The organism is Flavobacterium subsaxonicum WB 4.1-42 = DSM 21790, from assembly GCF_000422725.1.
Classification (GTDB): domain Bacteria; phylum Bacteroidota; class Bacteroidia; order Flavobacteriales; family Flavobacteriaceae; genus Flavobacterium; species Flavobacterium subsaxonicum.
On the sequence record NZ_KE383909.1, the window covers coordinates 798,144 to 813,571 of the forward strand.

Annotated in this window: 15 protein-coding genes; all 15 read left to right on the top strand. The window is 41.7% G+C overall.

Annotated features, from left to right (window positions below):
• Positions 1-8 precede the first annotated feature (8 nt).
• The 15 genes from G509_RS0113945 (at position 9) to G509_RS0114015 (ending at position 15,427) form a co-directional block, all read left to right on the top strand.
• On the top strand, positions 9-1,547 hold the full coding sequence (locus G509_RS0113945) for an MFS transporter (protein WP_026992090.1): 1,539 nt from the start codon (positions 9-11) through the stop codon (positions 1,545-1,547).
• Positions 1,548-1,557: 10 nt separating this feature from the next.
• Positions 1,558-1,779 carry a DUF6814 family protein gene (locus G509_RS0113950; protein WP_026992091.1) on the top strand — a complete coding sequence of 74 codons (222 nt, stop codon included), beginning with the start codon at positions 1,558-1,560 and terminating at the stop codon, positions 1,777-1,779.
• A 67-nt stretch (positions 1,780-1,846) separates the two neighbouring features.
• A complete protein-coding gene (locus tag G509_RS0113955) occupies positions 1,847-2,041 on the top strand; it encodes a hypothetical protein (RefSeq protein ID WP_026992092.1) in 195 nt (64 codons plus the stop codon).
• The gene (locus G509_RS0113960; RefSeq protein WP_026992093.1) at positions 2,034-4,718 is read left to right on the top strand and encodes a sensor histidine kinase; all 2,685 of its coding nucleotides are present in this window, start codon (positions 2,034-2,036) and stop codon (positions 4,716-4,718) included. Before G509_RS0113955 ends, G509_RS0113960 begins: the two co-directional genes overlap by 8 nt.
• A 32-nt stretch (positions 4,719-4,750) precedes the next feature.
• Entirely contained in the window at positions 4,751-5,116 is a 366-nt protein-coding gene (locus G509_RS0113965) for a response regulator transcription factor (RefSeq protein ID WP_026992094.1), read from the top strand.
• A gap of 191 nt (positions 5,117-5,307) precedes the next feature.
• Complete coding sequence (gene acs / locus G509_RS0113970; protein ID WP_026992095.1) at positions 5,308-7,215, top strand: acetate--CoA ligase; 1,908 nt, start codon at positions 5,308-5,310, stop codon at positions 7,213-7,215.
• 103 nt (positions 7,216-7,318) lie between these two features.
• The gene (locus G509_RS0113975) at positions 7,319-8,626 is read left to right on the top strand and encodes an ATP-binding protein (RefSeq protein WP_026992096.1); all 1,308 of its coding nucleotides are present in this window, start codon (positions 7,319-7,321) and stop codon (positions 8,624-8,626) included.
• Positions 8,626-9,861, top strand: a complete 1,236-nt coding sequence (locus tag G509_RS0113980; protein WP_026992097.1) for a tetratricopeptide repeat protein — start codon at positions 8,626-8,628, stop codon at positions 9,859-9,861. Before G509_RS0113975 ends, G509_RS0113980 begins: the two co-directional genes overlap by 1 nt.
• Positions 9,862-9,966: 105 nt before the next feature.
• Positions 9,967-11,094 (top strand): NAD(P)/FAD-dependent oxidoreductase, encoded by a 1,128-nt coding sequence (locus G509_RS0113985; RefSeq protein ID WP_026992098.1) that lies wholly within the window; start codon positions 9,967-9,969, stop codon positions 11,092-11,094.
• A complete protein-coding gene (locus tag G509_RS0113990) occupies positions 11,094-11,807 on the top strand; it encodes a methyltransferase domain-containing protein (RefSeq protein ID WP_026992099.1) in 714 nt (237 codons plus the stop codon). The genes G509_RS0113985 and G509_RS0113990 overlap by 1 nt, the downstream gene beginning before the upstream one ends.
• Positions 11,804-12,856, top strand: coding sequence for a type III polyketide synthase (locus G509_RS0113995; protein WP_026992100.1), 1,053 nt, complete (start codon positions 11,804-11,806; stop codon positions 12,854-12,856). Before G509_RS0113990 ends, G509_RS0113995 begins: the two co-directional genes overlap by 4 nt.
• Positions 12,857-12,962: 106 nt before the next feature.
• Positions 12,963-13,400: a 3-hydroxyacyl-ACP dehydratase FabZ family protein gene (locus G509_RS0114000; RefSeq protein WP_026992101.1), complete on the top strand. Its 438-nt coding sequence runs from the start codon at positions 12,963-12,965 to the stop codon at positions 13,398-13,400.
• Entirely contained in the window at positions 13,397-14,671 is a 1,275-nt protein-coding gene (locus G509_RS0114005) for a beta-ketoacyl-[acyl-carrier-protein] synthase family protein (protein WP_026992102.1), read from the top strand. Before G509_RS0114000 ends, G509_RS0114005 begins: the two co-directional genes overlap by 4 nt.
• A 4-nt stretch (positions 14,672-14,675) precedes the next feature.
• Positions 14,676-14,930 carry an acyl carrier protein gene (locus tag G509_RS0114010; RefSeq protein ID WP_026992103.1) on the top strand — a complete coding sequence of 85 codons (255 nt, stop codon included), beginning with the start codon at positions 14,676-14,678 and terminating at the stop codon, positions 14,928-14,930.
• Positions 14,927-15,427 carry a 4'-phosphopantetheinyl transferase family protein gene (locus G509_RS0114015; protein ID WP_026992104.1) on the top strand — a complete coding sequence of 167 codons (501 nt, stop codon included), beginning with the start codon at positions 14,927-14,929 and terminating at the stop codon, positions 15,425-15,427. Before G509_RS0114010 ends, G509_RS0114015 begins: the two co-directional genes overlap by 4 nt.
• Position 15,428: the final 1 nt, after the last annotated feature.

Genomic DNA, 15,428 nt, shown 5'->3' on the forward strand with positions numbered 1-15,428 from the left:
CATAAACAATGAGCGAAACAACATCAACAAAAGGGATTTGGAAGGTAATTACCGCATCGTCCCTTGGAACACTCATAGAGTGGTACGATTTTTACATTTTCGGGAGCCTTGCGGTGGTAATCTCCACCAAGTTCTTCCCTTCAGATAATCCAACAGCAGCATTTCTGTCTACCCTTGCTACGTTTGCCGCTGGTTTTGTGGTGCGTCCGTTCGGGGCACTGTTCTTTGGCCGTTTAGGTGATATTATAGGCCGTAAATACACCTTTATGGTAACGTTGCTGTTAATGGGTGGCGCCACCTTTTTAATAGGCTGTATACCCAGTTATGAGAGTATCGGGTTCTGGGCGCCGTTGGCAGTTTTAATCCTTAGACTGTTACAAGGCCTTGCACTGGGTGGCGAATATGGCGGGGCTGCAACGTACGTAGCCGAGCATTCGCCTGCTAACCAGCGTGGTTACTGGACATCGTGGATTCAAACAATGGCAACCTTTGGATTGTTTATATCCTTAATGGTTATTTTGGGTACAAGGGCTATTTTATCTCCTGAAGAATTTGATGCATGGGGATGGAGAGTACCATTCTGGATCTCTATCATAATGGTAGTAGTATCGTATGTTATCCGCAGAAAAATGCACGAATCTCCGGTATTTGCCAAAGCTAAAGCCGAGGGTAAAACAACTACTAATCCGCTTAAAGAAAGTTTTGGTAACAAACTGAACCTTAAATTTGTATTGCTTGCCTTATTTGGTGCTGCAATGGGGCAGGGTGTGGTGTGGTATACGGGTCAGTTTTATGCCATGAGTTTCCTTAAAACAGTAATGTTTGTAGAGTCAAGCCAGGTAGATGCCTTGTTAGGTATCGCCTTGTTATTGGCAACCCCGTTCTTTATTTTCTTTGGATGGCTGAGCGACAAATTAGGGCGTAAGCCTATTATGATGTTAGGTATGCTGCTTGCAATACTGCTATACAGGCCAATTTATGATAAGATGTACAAAACTACAGATATTGTAAATAAAACCGAGATAGCAGCAAACGCCAAAAACGAGGTTATTCTTAAAGAGGTTAAGGAAGGTAAAATGGATTCGGTTTATACAGCTAATAAAGAATTTACCGATGGCACAAAATGGACACAGATTAAAAGTGTACATTTAGAGAACGGACAGCCGGTACTTGTAGATGGCAAGGCTAAAGCCGATACCAAAACGGTTGTAACCATTAATAATGATGATAGATGGATGCTTATTTTCCTGGTGTTTATACAGGTAATATTTGTAACCATGGTATACGGGCCAATTGCAGCATTTTTGGTAGAAATGTTCCCGGTTAAGATACGATACACCTCTATGTCGTTGCCGTATCACGTGGGTAATGGTATTTTTGGCGGACTGCTTCCGGCAATATCAACCTACTTTGTAACCACGGCAAAAGATGATGGCGACCCGCAGTTTTACCTCCAGGGGCTATGGTATCCTATTGTAATTGCGTCTATAAGCTTCCTTATAGGTATGGTGTACTTAAAGTATAAAAATAACGTAGAACACGACTAAAAAAATCAATATGAAAGCATTAAAAAGAATATTAGGCGTGCTATGGTTAGCACTTGCACTCGCCGCAGCATATTTTTGTATCTTTATCTTCGGCTTGCCTAAATTTGGCACCGGTAAACAAGACGATTTGGTATTTGGAATTATCATCCTGTTTATACTAACACCCCTTATTGTTTTAGGGCTTGGAACCTTTGGTTATTATGCCATTAAAGGCGAATATGATAATGTTTAGATAGTTTAGTTATTAGAATTTTACATAGCTCCCACAACACGGGGGCTATGGCTTTTATAGATTATTAATGAAAAGAAGGCACGAACAAAAGCTCATTATACTTTCCATATTTCTGCTAATGGCGTTTAATATGCCCTTGCTGCTGCTTTTTGACAGCGCCAGCGATATAGGTGGCATACCCTTGGTGTATGTCTATTTTTTCTCGTTGTGCATGCTCTCTATATTGGTATCGCTTTTTGTAATTAAAATATATTATGAGTAGCGCAGCACTATTGGTAATACTTTCAGTCTATCTTGCGTTGCTGTTTTTTGTAGCCCACTGGGCCGAGAAAAAAGCTAAAAGCAAGTGGACAAACAATCCGTATGTATACTCGCTATCATTAGCGGTGTATTGCTCAGCGTGGACGTACTATGGCAGTATAGGCGTAGCGGCAAATTCAGGGTTAAATTATTTGCCCACGTATATTGGCCCGATTATTATTATACCGGCCTGGATGGTAGTTTTAAGAAAAATTATCAGGATATCGCGGGTAAATAAAATATCCAGCATAGCCGATTTTATATCGCTCCGGTATGGTAACAGCCGGTTTTTAGGGGCACTGGTATCGTTAGTGTGCCTGTTTGGCATATTGCCCTATATAGCATTGCAGCTTAAGGCTATAGCCGAGACTTTTCATGTAGTTACCAAGACATCGTTAAGTTCTAATTTTTTAAATGATACCACTACGTATGTAGCTATCGCATTAGCACTGTTCGCATCCTACTACGGTACGCGCTATGTAGATGCCTCCGAAAAAAGAAAAGGTATTGTAACCGCGGTAGCAATGGAATCGCTGTTAAAGCTGTTTTTCTTTTTACTGGTGGGCATGTATGTAACCTTTTTTGTTTTTGATGGCTTTGAAGACATCTACCAAAAAGCCAGTGTAATGAAAGACTTTGCGCAAAAAAATACCATAGGCGGTATACCACAGGCCATCAACTGGTTTTTGTTGTGTGTGGTGTCGTTATTCGCTATTTTTTTACTGCCAAGGCAATTCCAGATGAGTGTGATAGAAAACAACCGCGAAAGCCATGTAAAAACGGCGGTTTGGCTGTTTCCGTTGTACTTACTGCTCATCAACATATTTGTGTACCCCATAGCCTGGGGCGGCAATATTTTGTTTGAGGGCAGCAACGTAAACGCCGATACCTATTCGCTGCTCATACCGCAATTAATGGGTAATAAAACCATTACGGTGCTGGTGTTTTTAGGAGGGTTTTCGGCAGCTATATCCATGATCGTGGTATCGTGTATAGGCTTATCAACCATGCTGAGTAACAACGTATTGATACCTTATGGGTTTTTAGGTACGTTAACCTCCGGAAGCCCGGAACAGAACACAAGACGTATAGTAAACATCCGTAAAGTAGGCATTTTTAGCCTTATAATACTGGCCTATTTTATATACAGAGTAGTGGTGCTGGATTATAACCTGGTATCTATTGGGTTGGTATCGTTTGTGGTAATAGCGCAGCTGGCACCTTCGTTTTTTGGGGCAATAACCTGGCGCAGGGGCTCGCGCAGGGGAGCCATTACAGGCATTATAGCGGGCTTTGCAGTGTGTACTTATACACTGCTTATACCGTATGCCACCGGAGCATCGCACATTGGCAGCAGCTTTATAAGCGATGGCCTTTTTGGTATAGCATTGCTCAAGCCCTTTGCACTTTTTGGTCTGGATTATTTAACGCCTATTCCGCATGCGCTGTTCTGGAGTATGTTTGCTAATATTTTTGTTTTTATGAGTGTATCTGTAACCTTTAGGGGCAACTATCGCGAACGCAATTATGCCGAGATGTTTGTAGATATAGACAAGTACATTACTATGCACGAGAGTGCTTTTATATGGAAGGGTACAGCTTATACCAGCGATATTAACAAAGTATTAAAGCGCTTTTTAGGAGAAGAACGCACCAAACGTGCTATGAGTATTTTTCATACCAAATATGGGGTAGACAATAACCAGGATCTGGCCGATGCCCGCCTTATTAAATTTGCAGAGAACTTGCTTACAGGACATATTGGTACGGCATCTGCCAAAATATTAATTGCCAGTGTGGTTAAAGAAGAGAAAATAACCCTGCCGGAAGTACTTAAAATATTGGAGGAATCGCATGAGAATATCATCATCAATAAAAAGCTTACCGAGACGTCTAACGAACTGAAAGCCATTACCGGCGAGCTTAAAGAGGCTAACGAAAAGCTTATACGAAAGGACAAGCAAAAGGATGAATTTTTAGATACCGTAACGCACGAGCTGCGTACGCCTATAACCGCGATTAAGGCTGCCAGCGAAATTTTGCACGATGATGACGATGTTCCGGAAGAAATACGCAAACAGTTTTTACAGAATATTATCTCGGAGTCGGACAGGCTTAACCGACTGATAGACAAGATACTCGACCTCGAAAAATTTGAGACCGGTAAGCAAAAAATTAATGCGGCGTATAATAACCTTGACCATACTATAGAAAAGGCTTTAGAGCCACTGCAGCAACTTATCCGTAATAAGGGTATCAGCATCCATCAGGTGCAGTGCGGCATTACCGATGCTTTTTATGATGAAGACCGTATCGTGCAGGTTATTACTAATTTGATATCGAATGCCATTAAATTCTGCCCTGAGCAAAATGGTAACATTTACATTACCGTTAATGATGATGATACCGAGATAACTACCATAATTAAAGACAACGGCAAGGGTATTAACCCCGAAGATATAGATACTATTTTCGACAAATTTTACCAGTCTAACAACCAAAATATTAAAAAGCCGGTAGGTAGCGGGTTGGGCTTAGCTATTAGCCGCCAGATAATTGAATACCACGGTGGCAAAATTTGGGCCGCAAACAGTAAAGAAGGTGGCGCAAACCTTATTTTTACACTGCCAAAAAGCTAACAATACTAAGAAAGAGAAACATTGATATTGCCATGAAAAAGATTTTAATTGTAGACGATGAGCCCAACATAGTTATGTCGCTGGAATATACGTTCAAGAAAAATAATTTTGAGGTTTTTATTGCCCGCGATGGCCAGGAAGCCCTGGATTTGCTTAAAACTGAAAGCCCCGATGTTATCATATTAGATGTAATGATGCCTATGGTCGACGGCTTTGCCACTATAGAACAGATAAAAAAAGACGACCGCTTAAAGGACTGCAAGGTAATTTTTCTGTCGGCTAAAAATAAGGAAAGCGATATAGAAAAAGGCCTATCGCTGGGCGCCGACCTTTACATGACCAAACCTTTTTCTATCAAAAAACTGGTAGAACAGGTTAATGGGTTGGTTGGGCTTTAAGCAGAGATGTTGCAAAGTGTCAGAGTACCGGAGTTGCAAAGTTTCTTTAAGTAAAATTATACACACAAAATACCATTTAAGTATACCAAAAAAATATGGTATATATATTATTTTTGCAAAAATATATAGGAAATAAAATTAAACCTTAATATATTTACAAAGTCTTTAAAAACAAACCAAAACTAACGCAAATGAGTTACTATCAGGTAAAAAATCTGGAACAATATTTCAAGCATTATAATAAATCCATTCGCGAACCCAGAAAATTTTGGGATAAAATTGCCGATGAGAACTTTACCTGGTACCAAAAATGGGACAAGGTTGTAGAGTTTGATATGCAGGAAGCCGATGTTAAGTGGTTTGTTAACGCTAAAGTAAATATTACAAAAAACTGTATCGACCGCCATTTGGCAAAAAGAGGCGAGAAGACCGCTATACTTTTTGAACCGAATGACCCTAAGGAAGAGGCACAACATATATCTTATAACGAATTGTACGACCGCGTAGCCAAAATGGCAAACGTATTGCGCGATCAGGGTGTTAAAAAAGGCGATAGGGTATGTATTTACCTGCCCATGATTCCTGAACTTGCTATTGCTGTACTGGCCTGTGCCAGGATTGGTGCAGTACACTCGGTAATATTTGCGGGGTTCTCTGCTTCGGCAATTGCCGCAAGGGTTACAGATTCGGGTTGTAAAATGGTAATCACGTCTGATGGTGGTTTCCGTGGCAACAAAACTATTGAGCTTAAAAGCATTGTAGACGAAGCCCTTAAAACCTGCCCTACGGTAACTACTGTTTTGGTAGCTAAAAGAACAGGCAGCGAAGTAAGCATGAAAGAAGGCCGCGACCAGTGGTTACAGCCATTGCTTGACGAAGCTGTAGCGAACAATGTGGCTGAAATAATGGATGCAGAAGATCCGTTATTTATATTGTACACATCGGGTTCTACCGGAAAACCTAAAGGTATGCTGCACACTACCGCAGGCTACATGGTGTATGCTGCCTATACATTTAAAAATATTTTTGCTTACGAAGAGAACGACATCTATTGGTGTACTGCCGATATTGGCTGGATAACCGGTCACTCTTACATATTGTACGGGCCGTTATTAAACGGTGCTACCACTGTTCTTTTTGAAGGTGTACCATCATATCCTGATTTTGGCCGTTTCTGGGAAGTTATCGACAAGCATAAAGTAACCCAGTTTTACACTGCGCCAACGGCAATACGCTCGTTAGCGAAAGAAAACTGGAGCTGGGTAGACAAGCACGACCTTTCTACATTAAAAGTGATAGGGTCGGTTGGAGAGCCAATTAACGAAGAGGCATGGCACTGGTATAACGACCACGTAGGCAAAAAGAAATCGCCTATTGTAGATACCTGGTGGCAGACAGAAACGGGCGGTATCATGATATCTCCGCTACCGTTTGTAACACCAACCAAGCCAACCTATGCTACGTTACCATTACCGGGCGTACAGCCGGTGCTGATGGACGAAAAACGCAACGAAATAGAAGGCAACCAGGTTGTGGGTAGCCTTTGTATAAAATTCCCTTGGCCGGGTATGGCGCGCACCATCTGGGGCGACCACCAAAGGTTTAAGGATACGTATTTCTCAACCTTCCCGGGTAAATATTTTACCGGAGACGGCGCCCTGCGAGACGAGGTAGGCTACTACCGTATTACAGGCCGCGTAGACGATGTTGTTATTGTATCGGGTCATAACCTGGGTACTGCACCCATAGAAGATGCTATTAATGAGCATCCTGCGGTGGCAGAATCGGCTATTGTAGGCTTTCCGCACGATGTTAAGGGTAATGCACTGTATGGCTTTATCATCCTTAAAGAATCGGGTGCCGGCCGTATGAAAGAAAACCTTGAAAAAGAAATCAACGAGCACATATCAAGCCACATTGGCCCGATTGCCAAGCTTGATAAAATACAGTTTGTATCCGGATTGCCTAAAACGCGTTCGGGCAAAATTATGAGGAGGATTCTCCGTAAAATAGCCGAGGGCGATTTTAGTAATTTTGGAGATACAAGCACCCTGCTTAATCCTGAAATTGTTGAGGAAATTAAAGAGGGAAAGCTTTAACTAACCCAAATTTAAATTGAGAGAGCAGTCCCCGAAAGGGGACTGTTTTTTTTATACCGCCTTATTAAATATTTCTTTAAATTAGCCTACAGTTAATACTACTATGGATAACAACGCAATAGACAACCTAAGGGAGGCCCTAAAATTTTCTCCTAACAACATACCTTTAAAACTGCACCTGGCCGAAAGCCTTTTAAACCTTAACAGGCTTGCAGAGGCAGAAACCGAATATAAAGAAGTACTTGCCCTGCAGGACAATCCTTTAGCCCGATACGGGCTGGCACAAACCTATTTTAAACAAGGGCAGTATGCAACCTGTAGCGTAATTTTAGAAGATTCACTCAGGTCAGACCCTGATAACATCAACTTTCTTATTCTTTACTCAAAAACCCTTTTAAAAGAGAACCTGCATGCACAGGCGGTTGAGAACTATAAAAAGGTGCTGGAAATGATTCCCGGGTATAAAGACGAAGAGCTTGACGCCGAACTTCGAATTGGTATGATTCCGCAACAACAAATAGTGGAGGAAGAGCCTCACCATGCATTATTTACAAAACCGAAAATTAATTTTGGCGATGTGGGGGGTATGGATAAGATAAAGAAGGAGATTGAGTTAAAGATTATTCATCCGCTAACCCATGCCGACCTTTACAAAGCTTATGGCAAAAAAACGGGTGGGGGTATATTGCTGTATGGCCCTCCTGGATGTGGTAAAACATTTATTGCCAAAGCTACTGCCGGGCAAATAAACGCTAACTTTATAAGCGTTGGCCTTAACGACATACTTGACATGTGGATTGGCAACAGCGAAAAAAACCTGCATGAAATGTTTGAAACTGCGCGTAGAAACAAGCCCTGTGTTTTATTTTTTGATGAAATAGATGCCCTTGGTGCCAGCCGCAGCGATATGAAAAACTCCGGTTCGCGTCATCTTATCAACCAGTTTTTACAGGAGTTAGACGGTATAGATTCAGATAACGATGGAATCCTGGTGCTGGGTGCTACCAATGCCCCCTGGCATTTAGATACCGCCTTTAGAAGGCCGGGCAGGTTTGACAGGATCATCTTTATTCCGCCGCCGGATGATGAGGCGCGTGAGGCTATTTTTAAGCTAAAACTGAACGGAAAGCCGGTAGGCAACATAAATTACAACAAGCTGGCAAAGCTAACCGCTGATTATTCCGGTGCCGATATAGAGGCCATTATAGATATTGCCATAGAAGATAAACTGGAAGCATCGTTTAAAAGCGGCATACCCGAGCCTATTGAAGAAAAAGACCTTGCCAATGCCGTTAAAAAGCACAATGCCAGTACAAAAGAATGGTTTGTGTCGGCTAAAAATTTTGCATTATACGCCAACGAATCCGGCCTTTATAATGATGTACTATCATACCTAAAAATTAAAAAATAATGCAGGAAGGTCTATTAGAAAAAGCCGGTATACTAATGAGCCAGCAAAGGTATGACGATGCCGAAAAATTGCTGGGCGAAGTAATTAGTGCCGACCCTACAAACGATTATGTGTTGTATTTGCTTGCCGAAGTAAACCTTCAGAAAGAAAATTTAAATAAGGCCGAAGAGTATATAGATAGTGCCATTGCCCTGTACCCACAGGAGTCGCGTTACTTTTTTTTAAAGTCGAGACTATACCTTTTCAGGGAAAAAAAGGCAGATGCAGAAAAGTATATAAGGCAGGCTATTGGAATGGACCCCTACAACGCCGATTATTTTTCGTTATTGGCGCATATATTACTGATTAAAAAAGACTACGAGGCGGCGTTAAATACCGCTAACGAGGCACTGGCATTAGATGCCAACCACTTACTGGGGCTCAATGTGCGTAGTACGGCACTTTTAAAATTAAACAGGAAAGAAGAATCCTTTAGTACCATTGCCGAGGCCTTGCACGAAGACCCTAATGATGCCTATACGCACTCTAACTATGGTTGGGGCCTGCTGGAAAAAGGCGATGTAAAAAAATCGTTAGTGCATTTTACAGAGGCACTTCGTAACGATCCTAACTCTATGCATGCAAAAGCAGGTATGATAGAAGCGCTTAAGGCGCGTTTTATGGTGTACCGTTGGTTTCTGCAATACTCGTTTTGGATGTCTAACATGGCAGCTAAGTACCAATGGGCCTTTATTGCAGGTTTTTACTTTGGCACCAAGGCACTTCAGCGCCTTGCCGATAGCAGCCCAACGCTCAGGCCATTTTTACTTCCGCTAATAATTTTGCTTTTTGTGTTTGCCTTTTCAACATGGATCATCAACCCATTAGGCAATTTGTTTTTGAGGCTCAACAAATATGGTAAGCATTTGCTTGATAAAGAAGAAAAAATAACGTCTACGCTAACAGGTGTTTGCGTGCTGCTTTCAGTATTAAGCGGCATAACCTACCTGCTAACGGCAAACGAGCCCTGGCTTGTAGCAGCTTTTTTTACATTTACCATGCTAATACCGGTAAGCAGGTTGTTTGCAAAACCGCCGGGCATATTTATAAGCTATGTTAGTGCAATGTTTGTAGTGGGTGCTATTGCAACTGTTACAGCTTTTACAATGGGCGAAATTGGCACACTGGCTACCGTATATCTGTTCGGATTGTTAGCTTTTCAGTTCCTTGCCAATTATTTTGTGATAAGAGACTAATATAAGTATAGACTATTGCATAGAGCGGCATCATTTAAATGATGCCGCTTTTTTTATGCAAATAATAACATTTTAGCAAGCTGATTTTGTTAAATTAGCACAGCTATGGCAACAAATCCAGATGTTATTATTATTGGTGGCGGACTGGCCGGACTGGCCGGTGCTATACATTTATCCCTTAAAGGATTATCTGTCACGGTAATCGAAAAATCATCGTACCCGCGCCATAAAGTGTGTGGCGAATACATTTCTAACGAAATACTGCAGTACCTAAACTGGCTTGGCGCCGATGTGTCGCAACTGCATCCTGCACATATCGATAAGTTCGAATTTTCTACCGCAACAGGAATAACAACTTCGGCACAACTGCCTTTAGGGGGCTTTGGTGTAAGCCGTTATGTATTAGATAATTTCTTGTACCAAAAAGCTATAGCAAACGGCTGCAAGGTAGTACAAGCAACGGTGACTGATGTACAGTTTACAGCCGATCTGTTTACTGTTACAACCTCTTCGCGAACTTATGCTGCAAAAATAGTTTTGGGTGCTTACGGCAAACGTTCCAATATCGACCAGCTTTTATCACGTGATTTTATCCAGAAGAAATCGCCGTGGCTGGCAGTAAAGGCACATTATTCGGGTAAATTTCCCGATAATGTTGTGGCGCTTCATAATTTTAGCGGAGGTTATTGTGGGGTCTCTAAAGTAGAAGACAACCGCATCAACATTTGTTACCTGGCTGATTATGCTACGTTTAAACAATACAAAAATATCGAAGAGTACCAGCAGCAGGTACTTTACAAAAACAAAAACCTGAAAGCTATTTTTGAGAACAGCACTTTATTGTTTGATAAACCTTTAACCATAAGCCAGATATCATTCGACAAAAAGGCCCCGGTGGAAAATCATATACTTATGATGGGCGATACCGCAGGGCTTATTCATCCGTTGTGCGGTAACGGCATGGCAATGGCATTGCACAGCGCAAAAATAGCGTCAGAATTGGTACTGGAGTATTTTGAGGGGAGCATTGCCAGCAGGCAGCAACTCGAAAAAAGCTATACCAAAGCTTGGAACAGTAATTTTAGAAGAAGGATGCTAATGGGCAGGCTGCTCGCTAAATTATTACGGAGCAAGATAATGGCTAATCAGCTGTTGAAAATGATGATACAATTTCCGGCGTTGTTGCCAAAAATTATAAAACAAACACATGGTAAACCCATAGTAATAAACTAATGGCTATAAGCACAGAATACAGGACAGAGGAGCCAGAGATTATGGATAATTTTTTGCTGCACGGTGAAGAATTGCGCCTTGCCTTAGATAAAATTGCCCATATAAATAAATTATTAGGAGGTAACAGCCTTACGCTAAATGGTGTAAAACAATTGCTCGATAAAGCAGATACCACACAACTGATTACCATTGCCGATGTTGGCTGCGGCAATGGCGACATGCTGCGCACGCTGGCTGATTATGGTGCTAAAAACAATATCAGGCTGCGATTAATTGGCATAGATGCAAACGCTTATACGGTTAATTATGCACGTAAGTTATCTGAAAATCATCCTGATATAGAATATTTGTGTATTGATATTTTTACTGAGGAATTCGAAAAACTACACTATGATATAGTATTATGCACGCTAACGCTGCATCATTTTGAAGATAGTCAGATTACCAATATTATGGCTACCTTTAATAGCAATGCTACGTTGGGTATTGTTATAAACGATTTGCACCGCAGCAAGATCGCGTACAAGCTTTTTGGCCTTATTTGCAGTGTTTTTAGCCTTAACCGTATGTCTCGCGAAGATGGGTTGGTGTCTATATTACGCGGATTTAAGAAGAATGAGTTAGAGCTTTTCTCTAAAAAACTGAATTTAAAAAACTACAGCATCCAATGGAAATGGGCGTTTAGGTACCAATGGATAATTTATAAAGTATGAGTGTAAAAATTATAACCGCCACCAAGCAATTACCACGGTACTCGCGCGATACTAAAGATATCATTCCGTTATTGGATGGCTGGCTTGAGGGCCAGGACGAACGCTTTATAAAAAAAGTAAAAAAGATATTTGAGGGTGCAGCGGTAGACAGGCGCTACTCTGTAATGGATCCGCTGGAGGTGTTTACAGCTACATCTTTCGAAGAAAAAAATGATATTTACACACGTGAAGCCATTATTTTAGGCGAACAGGTACTGGACAAAGCCTTAAATAAAGCAGGCTGGGATCCTCATACCTTGGATTATATTATAACAGTAAGCTGTACGGGTATTATGATACCGTCATTGGATGCTTACCTTATAAATAAAATGAAATTGCGGCAGGATATTGTGCGCCTTCCGGTAACGGAAATGGGCTGTGCAGCCGGAATTTCGGGCATTATATATGCCAAGAACTTTTTAAAAGCAAATCCGGGTAAACGGGCGGCAGTAATAGCGGTAGAATCGCCTACGGCAACGTTTCAGCTTAACGATTTTTCGATGCCCAACATTGTAAGCGCCGCTATTTTTGGCGATGGTGCTGCCTGTTGTTTGCTGTCGTCTTACGAAGAAGATAAGGGCCCCGAAATACTGGACGAGCAAATGTATCATTTTTATGATGCCGAGCACATGATGGGCTTTAAACTGACTAACAGCGGCCTGCAAATGGTATTAGATATTGAAGTGCCCGACACTATAGCAGCACATTTTGGCGATATTATCCATCCGTTTTTGGAGCGTAACAATTTAAAAATTGAAGATATAGACCATCTTATATTTCATCCGGGAGGAAAGAAGATAGTTCAGACAGTAGAGGCGTTGTTTTCCGGCCTCGGTAAAAATATAGATGCGACTAAAGAGGTGCTAAGAAGCTACGGAAATATGTCGAGTGCAACGGTACTCTATGTTTTAGAGCAAATTATGGATGGGAATCCGCAAGCGGGAGAAAAAGGCGTAATGCTAAGCTTTGGGCCGGGGTTCTCGGCACAACGTGTACTGTTACAATGGTAAAAAAGTGATTTTGCCATTAATTTTACGAGTATACTAATACACACGACTTAACAAATAATTCTCGAAATAGCGCAATTCGTGGCTAACAAAACTAACAATATCAACTATGGATCTTAATACAATTATTGCCCAACTGCCTTACACCAAACCTTTTTTGTTTGTAGATGAGCTATTGCATGCCGACGAAAACGGTATTACGGGCACCTATACTTTTGATGAAAACCTTGATTTTTACAAAGGGCATTTTAAAGATAATCCGGTAACGCCCGGAGTTATCTTAACCGAAACCATGGCGCAGATAGGCATGGTTTGCCTGGGAATTTATTTGTTAAACAACGACTTAAAGAAAGATACGGTAATAGCTTTTACATCAGCTGATATACAGTTTTTAAAACCTGTATATCCAAACGAAAAAGTAACGGTAATATCAGAAAAAACATTCTTTAGGTTTGGCAAGTTAAAATGCAATGTAGTTATGAAAAACGAAGCTGGTATAGACGTTTGTAAAGGTATTGTTGCCGGTATGATAACTACTAAACTATGAGCAAAAGGGTAGTTATAACAGGCCTTGGTGTTGCTGCCCCCAACGGGGTTGGACTGCCTGCGTTTACCCATGCCATAAAAAACGGAGTATCGGGCATACGGCATGATGCGAAGTTGCAGCAATTGCAGTTTTCCTGCCAGATTGCGGGTCAGCCACAAATATCAGACGAGCTAAAAACACAGTATTTTACCGAATTAGAATTGCGTGGCTTTAACAGTACGGGTATATTATATGGCGTTATTGCAGGTATAGAAGCCTGGAGCAATGCCGGCCTGCCCATAGAAAATAACGAAGAACCCGACTGGCATAGCGGTACCATATTTGGATCGGGTACATCGGGCATTGATAAATTTCGCGAAAGCATTTATAAGATAGACGATTTACAAACCCGCCGCCTGGGCAGTACCGTTGTAGCCCAAACCATGAACAGCGGCGTTAGTGCCTACCTGGGGGGTAAGTTAGGGTTGGGCAATCAGGTTACAACCAACTCGTCGGCCTGCGCCACGGGTGCCGAGGCTATTTTAATGGCGTACGACCGTATACAGGCCGGTAAGGCTAAGCGAATACTGGCAGGCAGCACCGGAGATAGCGGCCCTTACATCTGGGCAGGCTTTGATGCGCTGCGTGTATGCGATTCAAAACATAATGATGATCCAACACATGGGTCGCGACCAATGAGTGCCACAGCGGCAGGCTTTGTGCCGGGCAGTGGGGCAGGTGCATTGGTTGTTGAAGATTTAGATAGTGCCTTAGAGCGCGGTGCAACTATTTATGCCGAGGTGCTGGGTGGTAGTGTAAACTCTGGCGGGCAACGCGGCAGCGGCAGCATGACGGCGCCTAACAGCACTGCTGTGCAACGTTGTATAATTGATGCTGTAATGAATGCGGGAATTTCTGCCAATGATATCGATGCTATAAACGGCCACCTTACCGCCACCACTAAAGACAGCCTTGAGATAGAGAACTGGACAAAGGCTTTGGGCAGGGGCGGGAATGATTTTCCGTACATCAATTCCTTAAAATCAATGACGGGGCATTGCCTTAGCGCAGCTGGCAGTATAGAGAGCGTTGCCACGGTACTGCAATTGCACGAAGGGTTTATCTTCCCTAACATAAACTGCGACGACCTGCATACGGATATTGCGGCACTTATCGATCCGGGTAAAGTGCCTACAAAAATCATTCATAAAAACCTGAATATTATAGCCAAGGCCAGTTTTGGTTTTGGCGATGTAAATGCCTGTATAATCTTTAAAAAATTTGAACAATAACCCCATGAATAAAGAAGATCTTATTGCTAAATTAAAAGTAATTGTTAAGCCCTATACCACAAATACAGTGGCTTACGATAACCTGAATGAAAACACCGATTTTATAAACGACCTTAACATCAACTCGGCCAATCTGGTAGATATTGTTTTAGATATAGAGGAGGCCTTTGATATTGTTATTGAAAATGCCGACATGGAGCGCATGCTTGATGTAAAAACAGCCGTAGAAATTATAGAAACCAAACTGGCTGCCAAATGATTGGTAACGATGTTGTAGATATTATCCAATCGCGCAAAGAGAGCAACTGGCAGCGCCGTGGCTTTCTGGATAAGCTGTTTACAATATCAGAACAACAGCTCATAAATCACCATCCTGACCCTGAAACAATGGTATGGCTGCTATGGAGCATGAAAGAGTCGGCTTATAAAATCTATAACCGCCAAACGGGCATTAGGGCTTTTATTCCACTACAATTGGAATGTTGTAAAATATCGCAAAACGATAAGGGTTTTACGGGAGAGGTGCATTGCAAACGATTTATATTTTATACAGAGTCTGAAATTCTGGAAGATATAATCCACACTAAAGCACTTTGCAGCAAGGGGTTGTTTAATAAAATAACAGAGGTAAAAAATGCCGCAGTAGTAAAAGATATATCAGGTTTTCCTTATATTTATGGGCATCAAAACAAAACTTTAGAGCCGGTATCAGTCAGCCATCATGGGCGGTGCCATAAAGTTGTAAAATTGCTTTAGT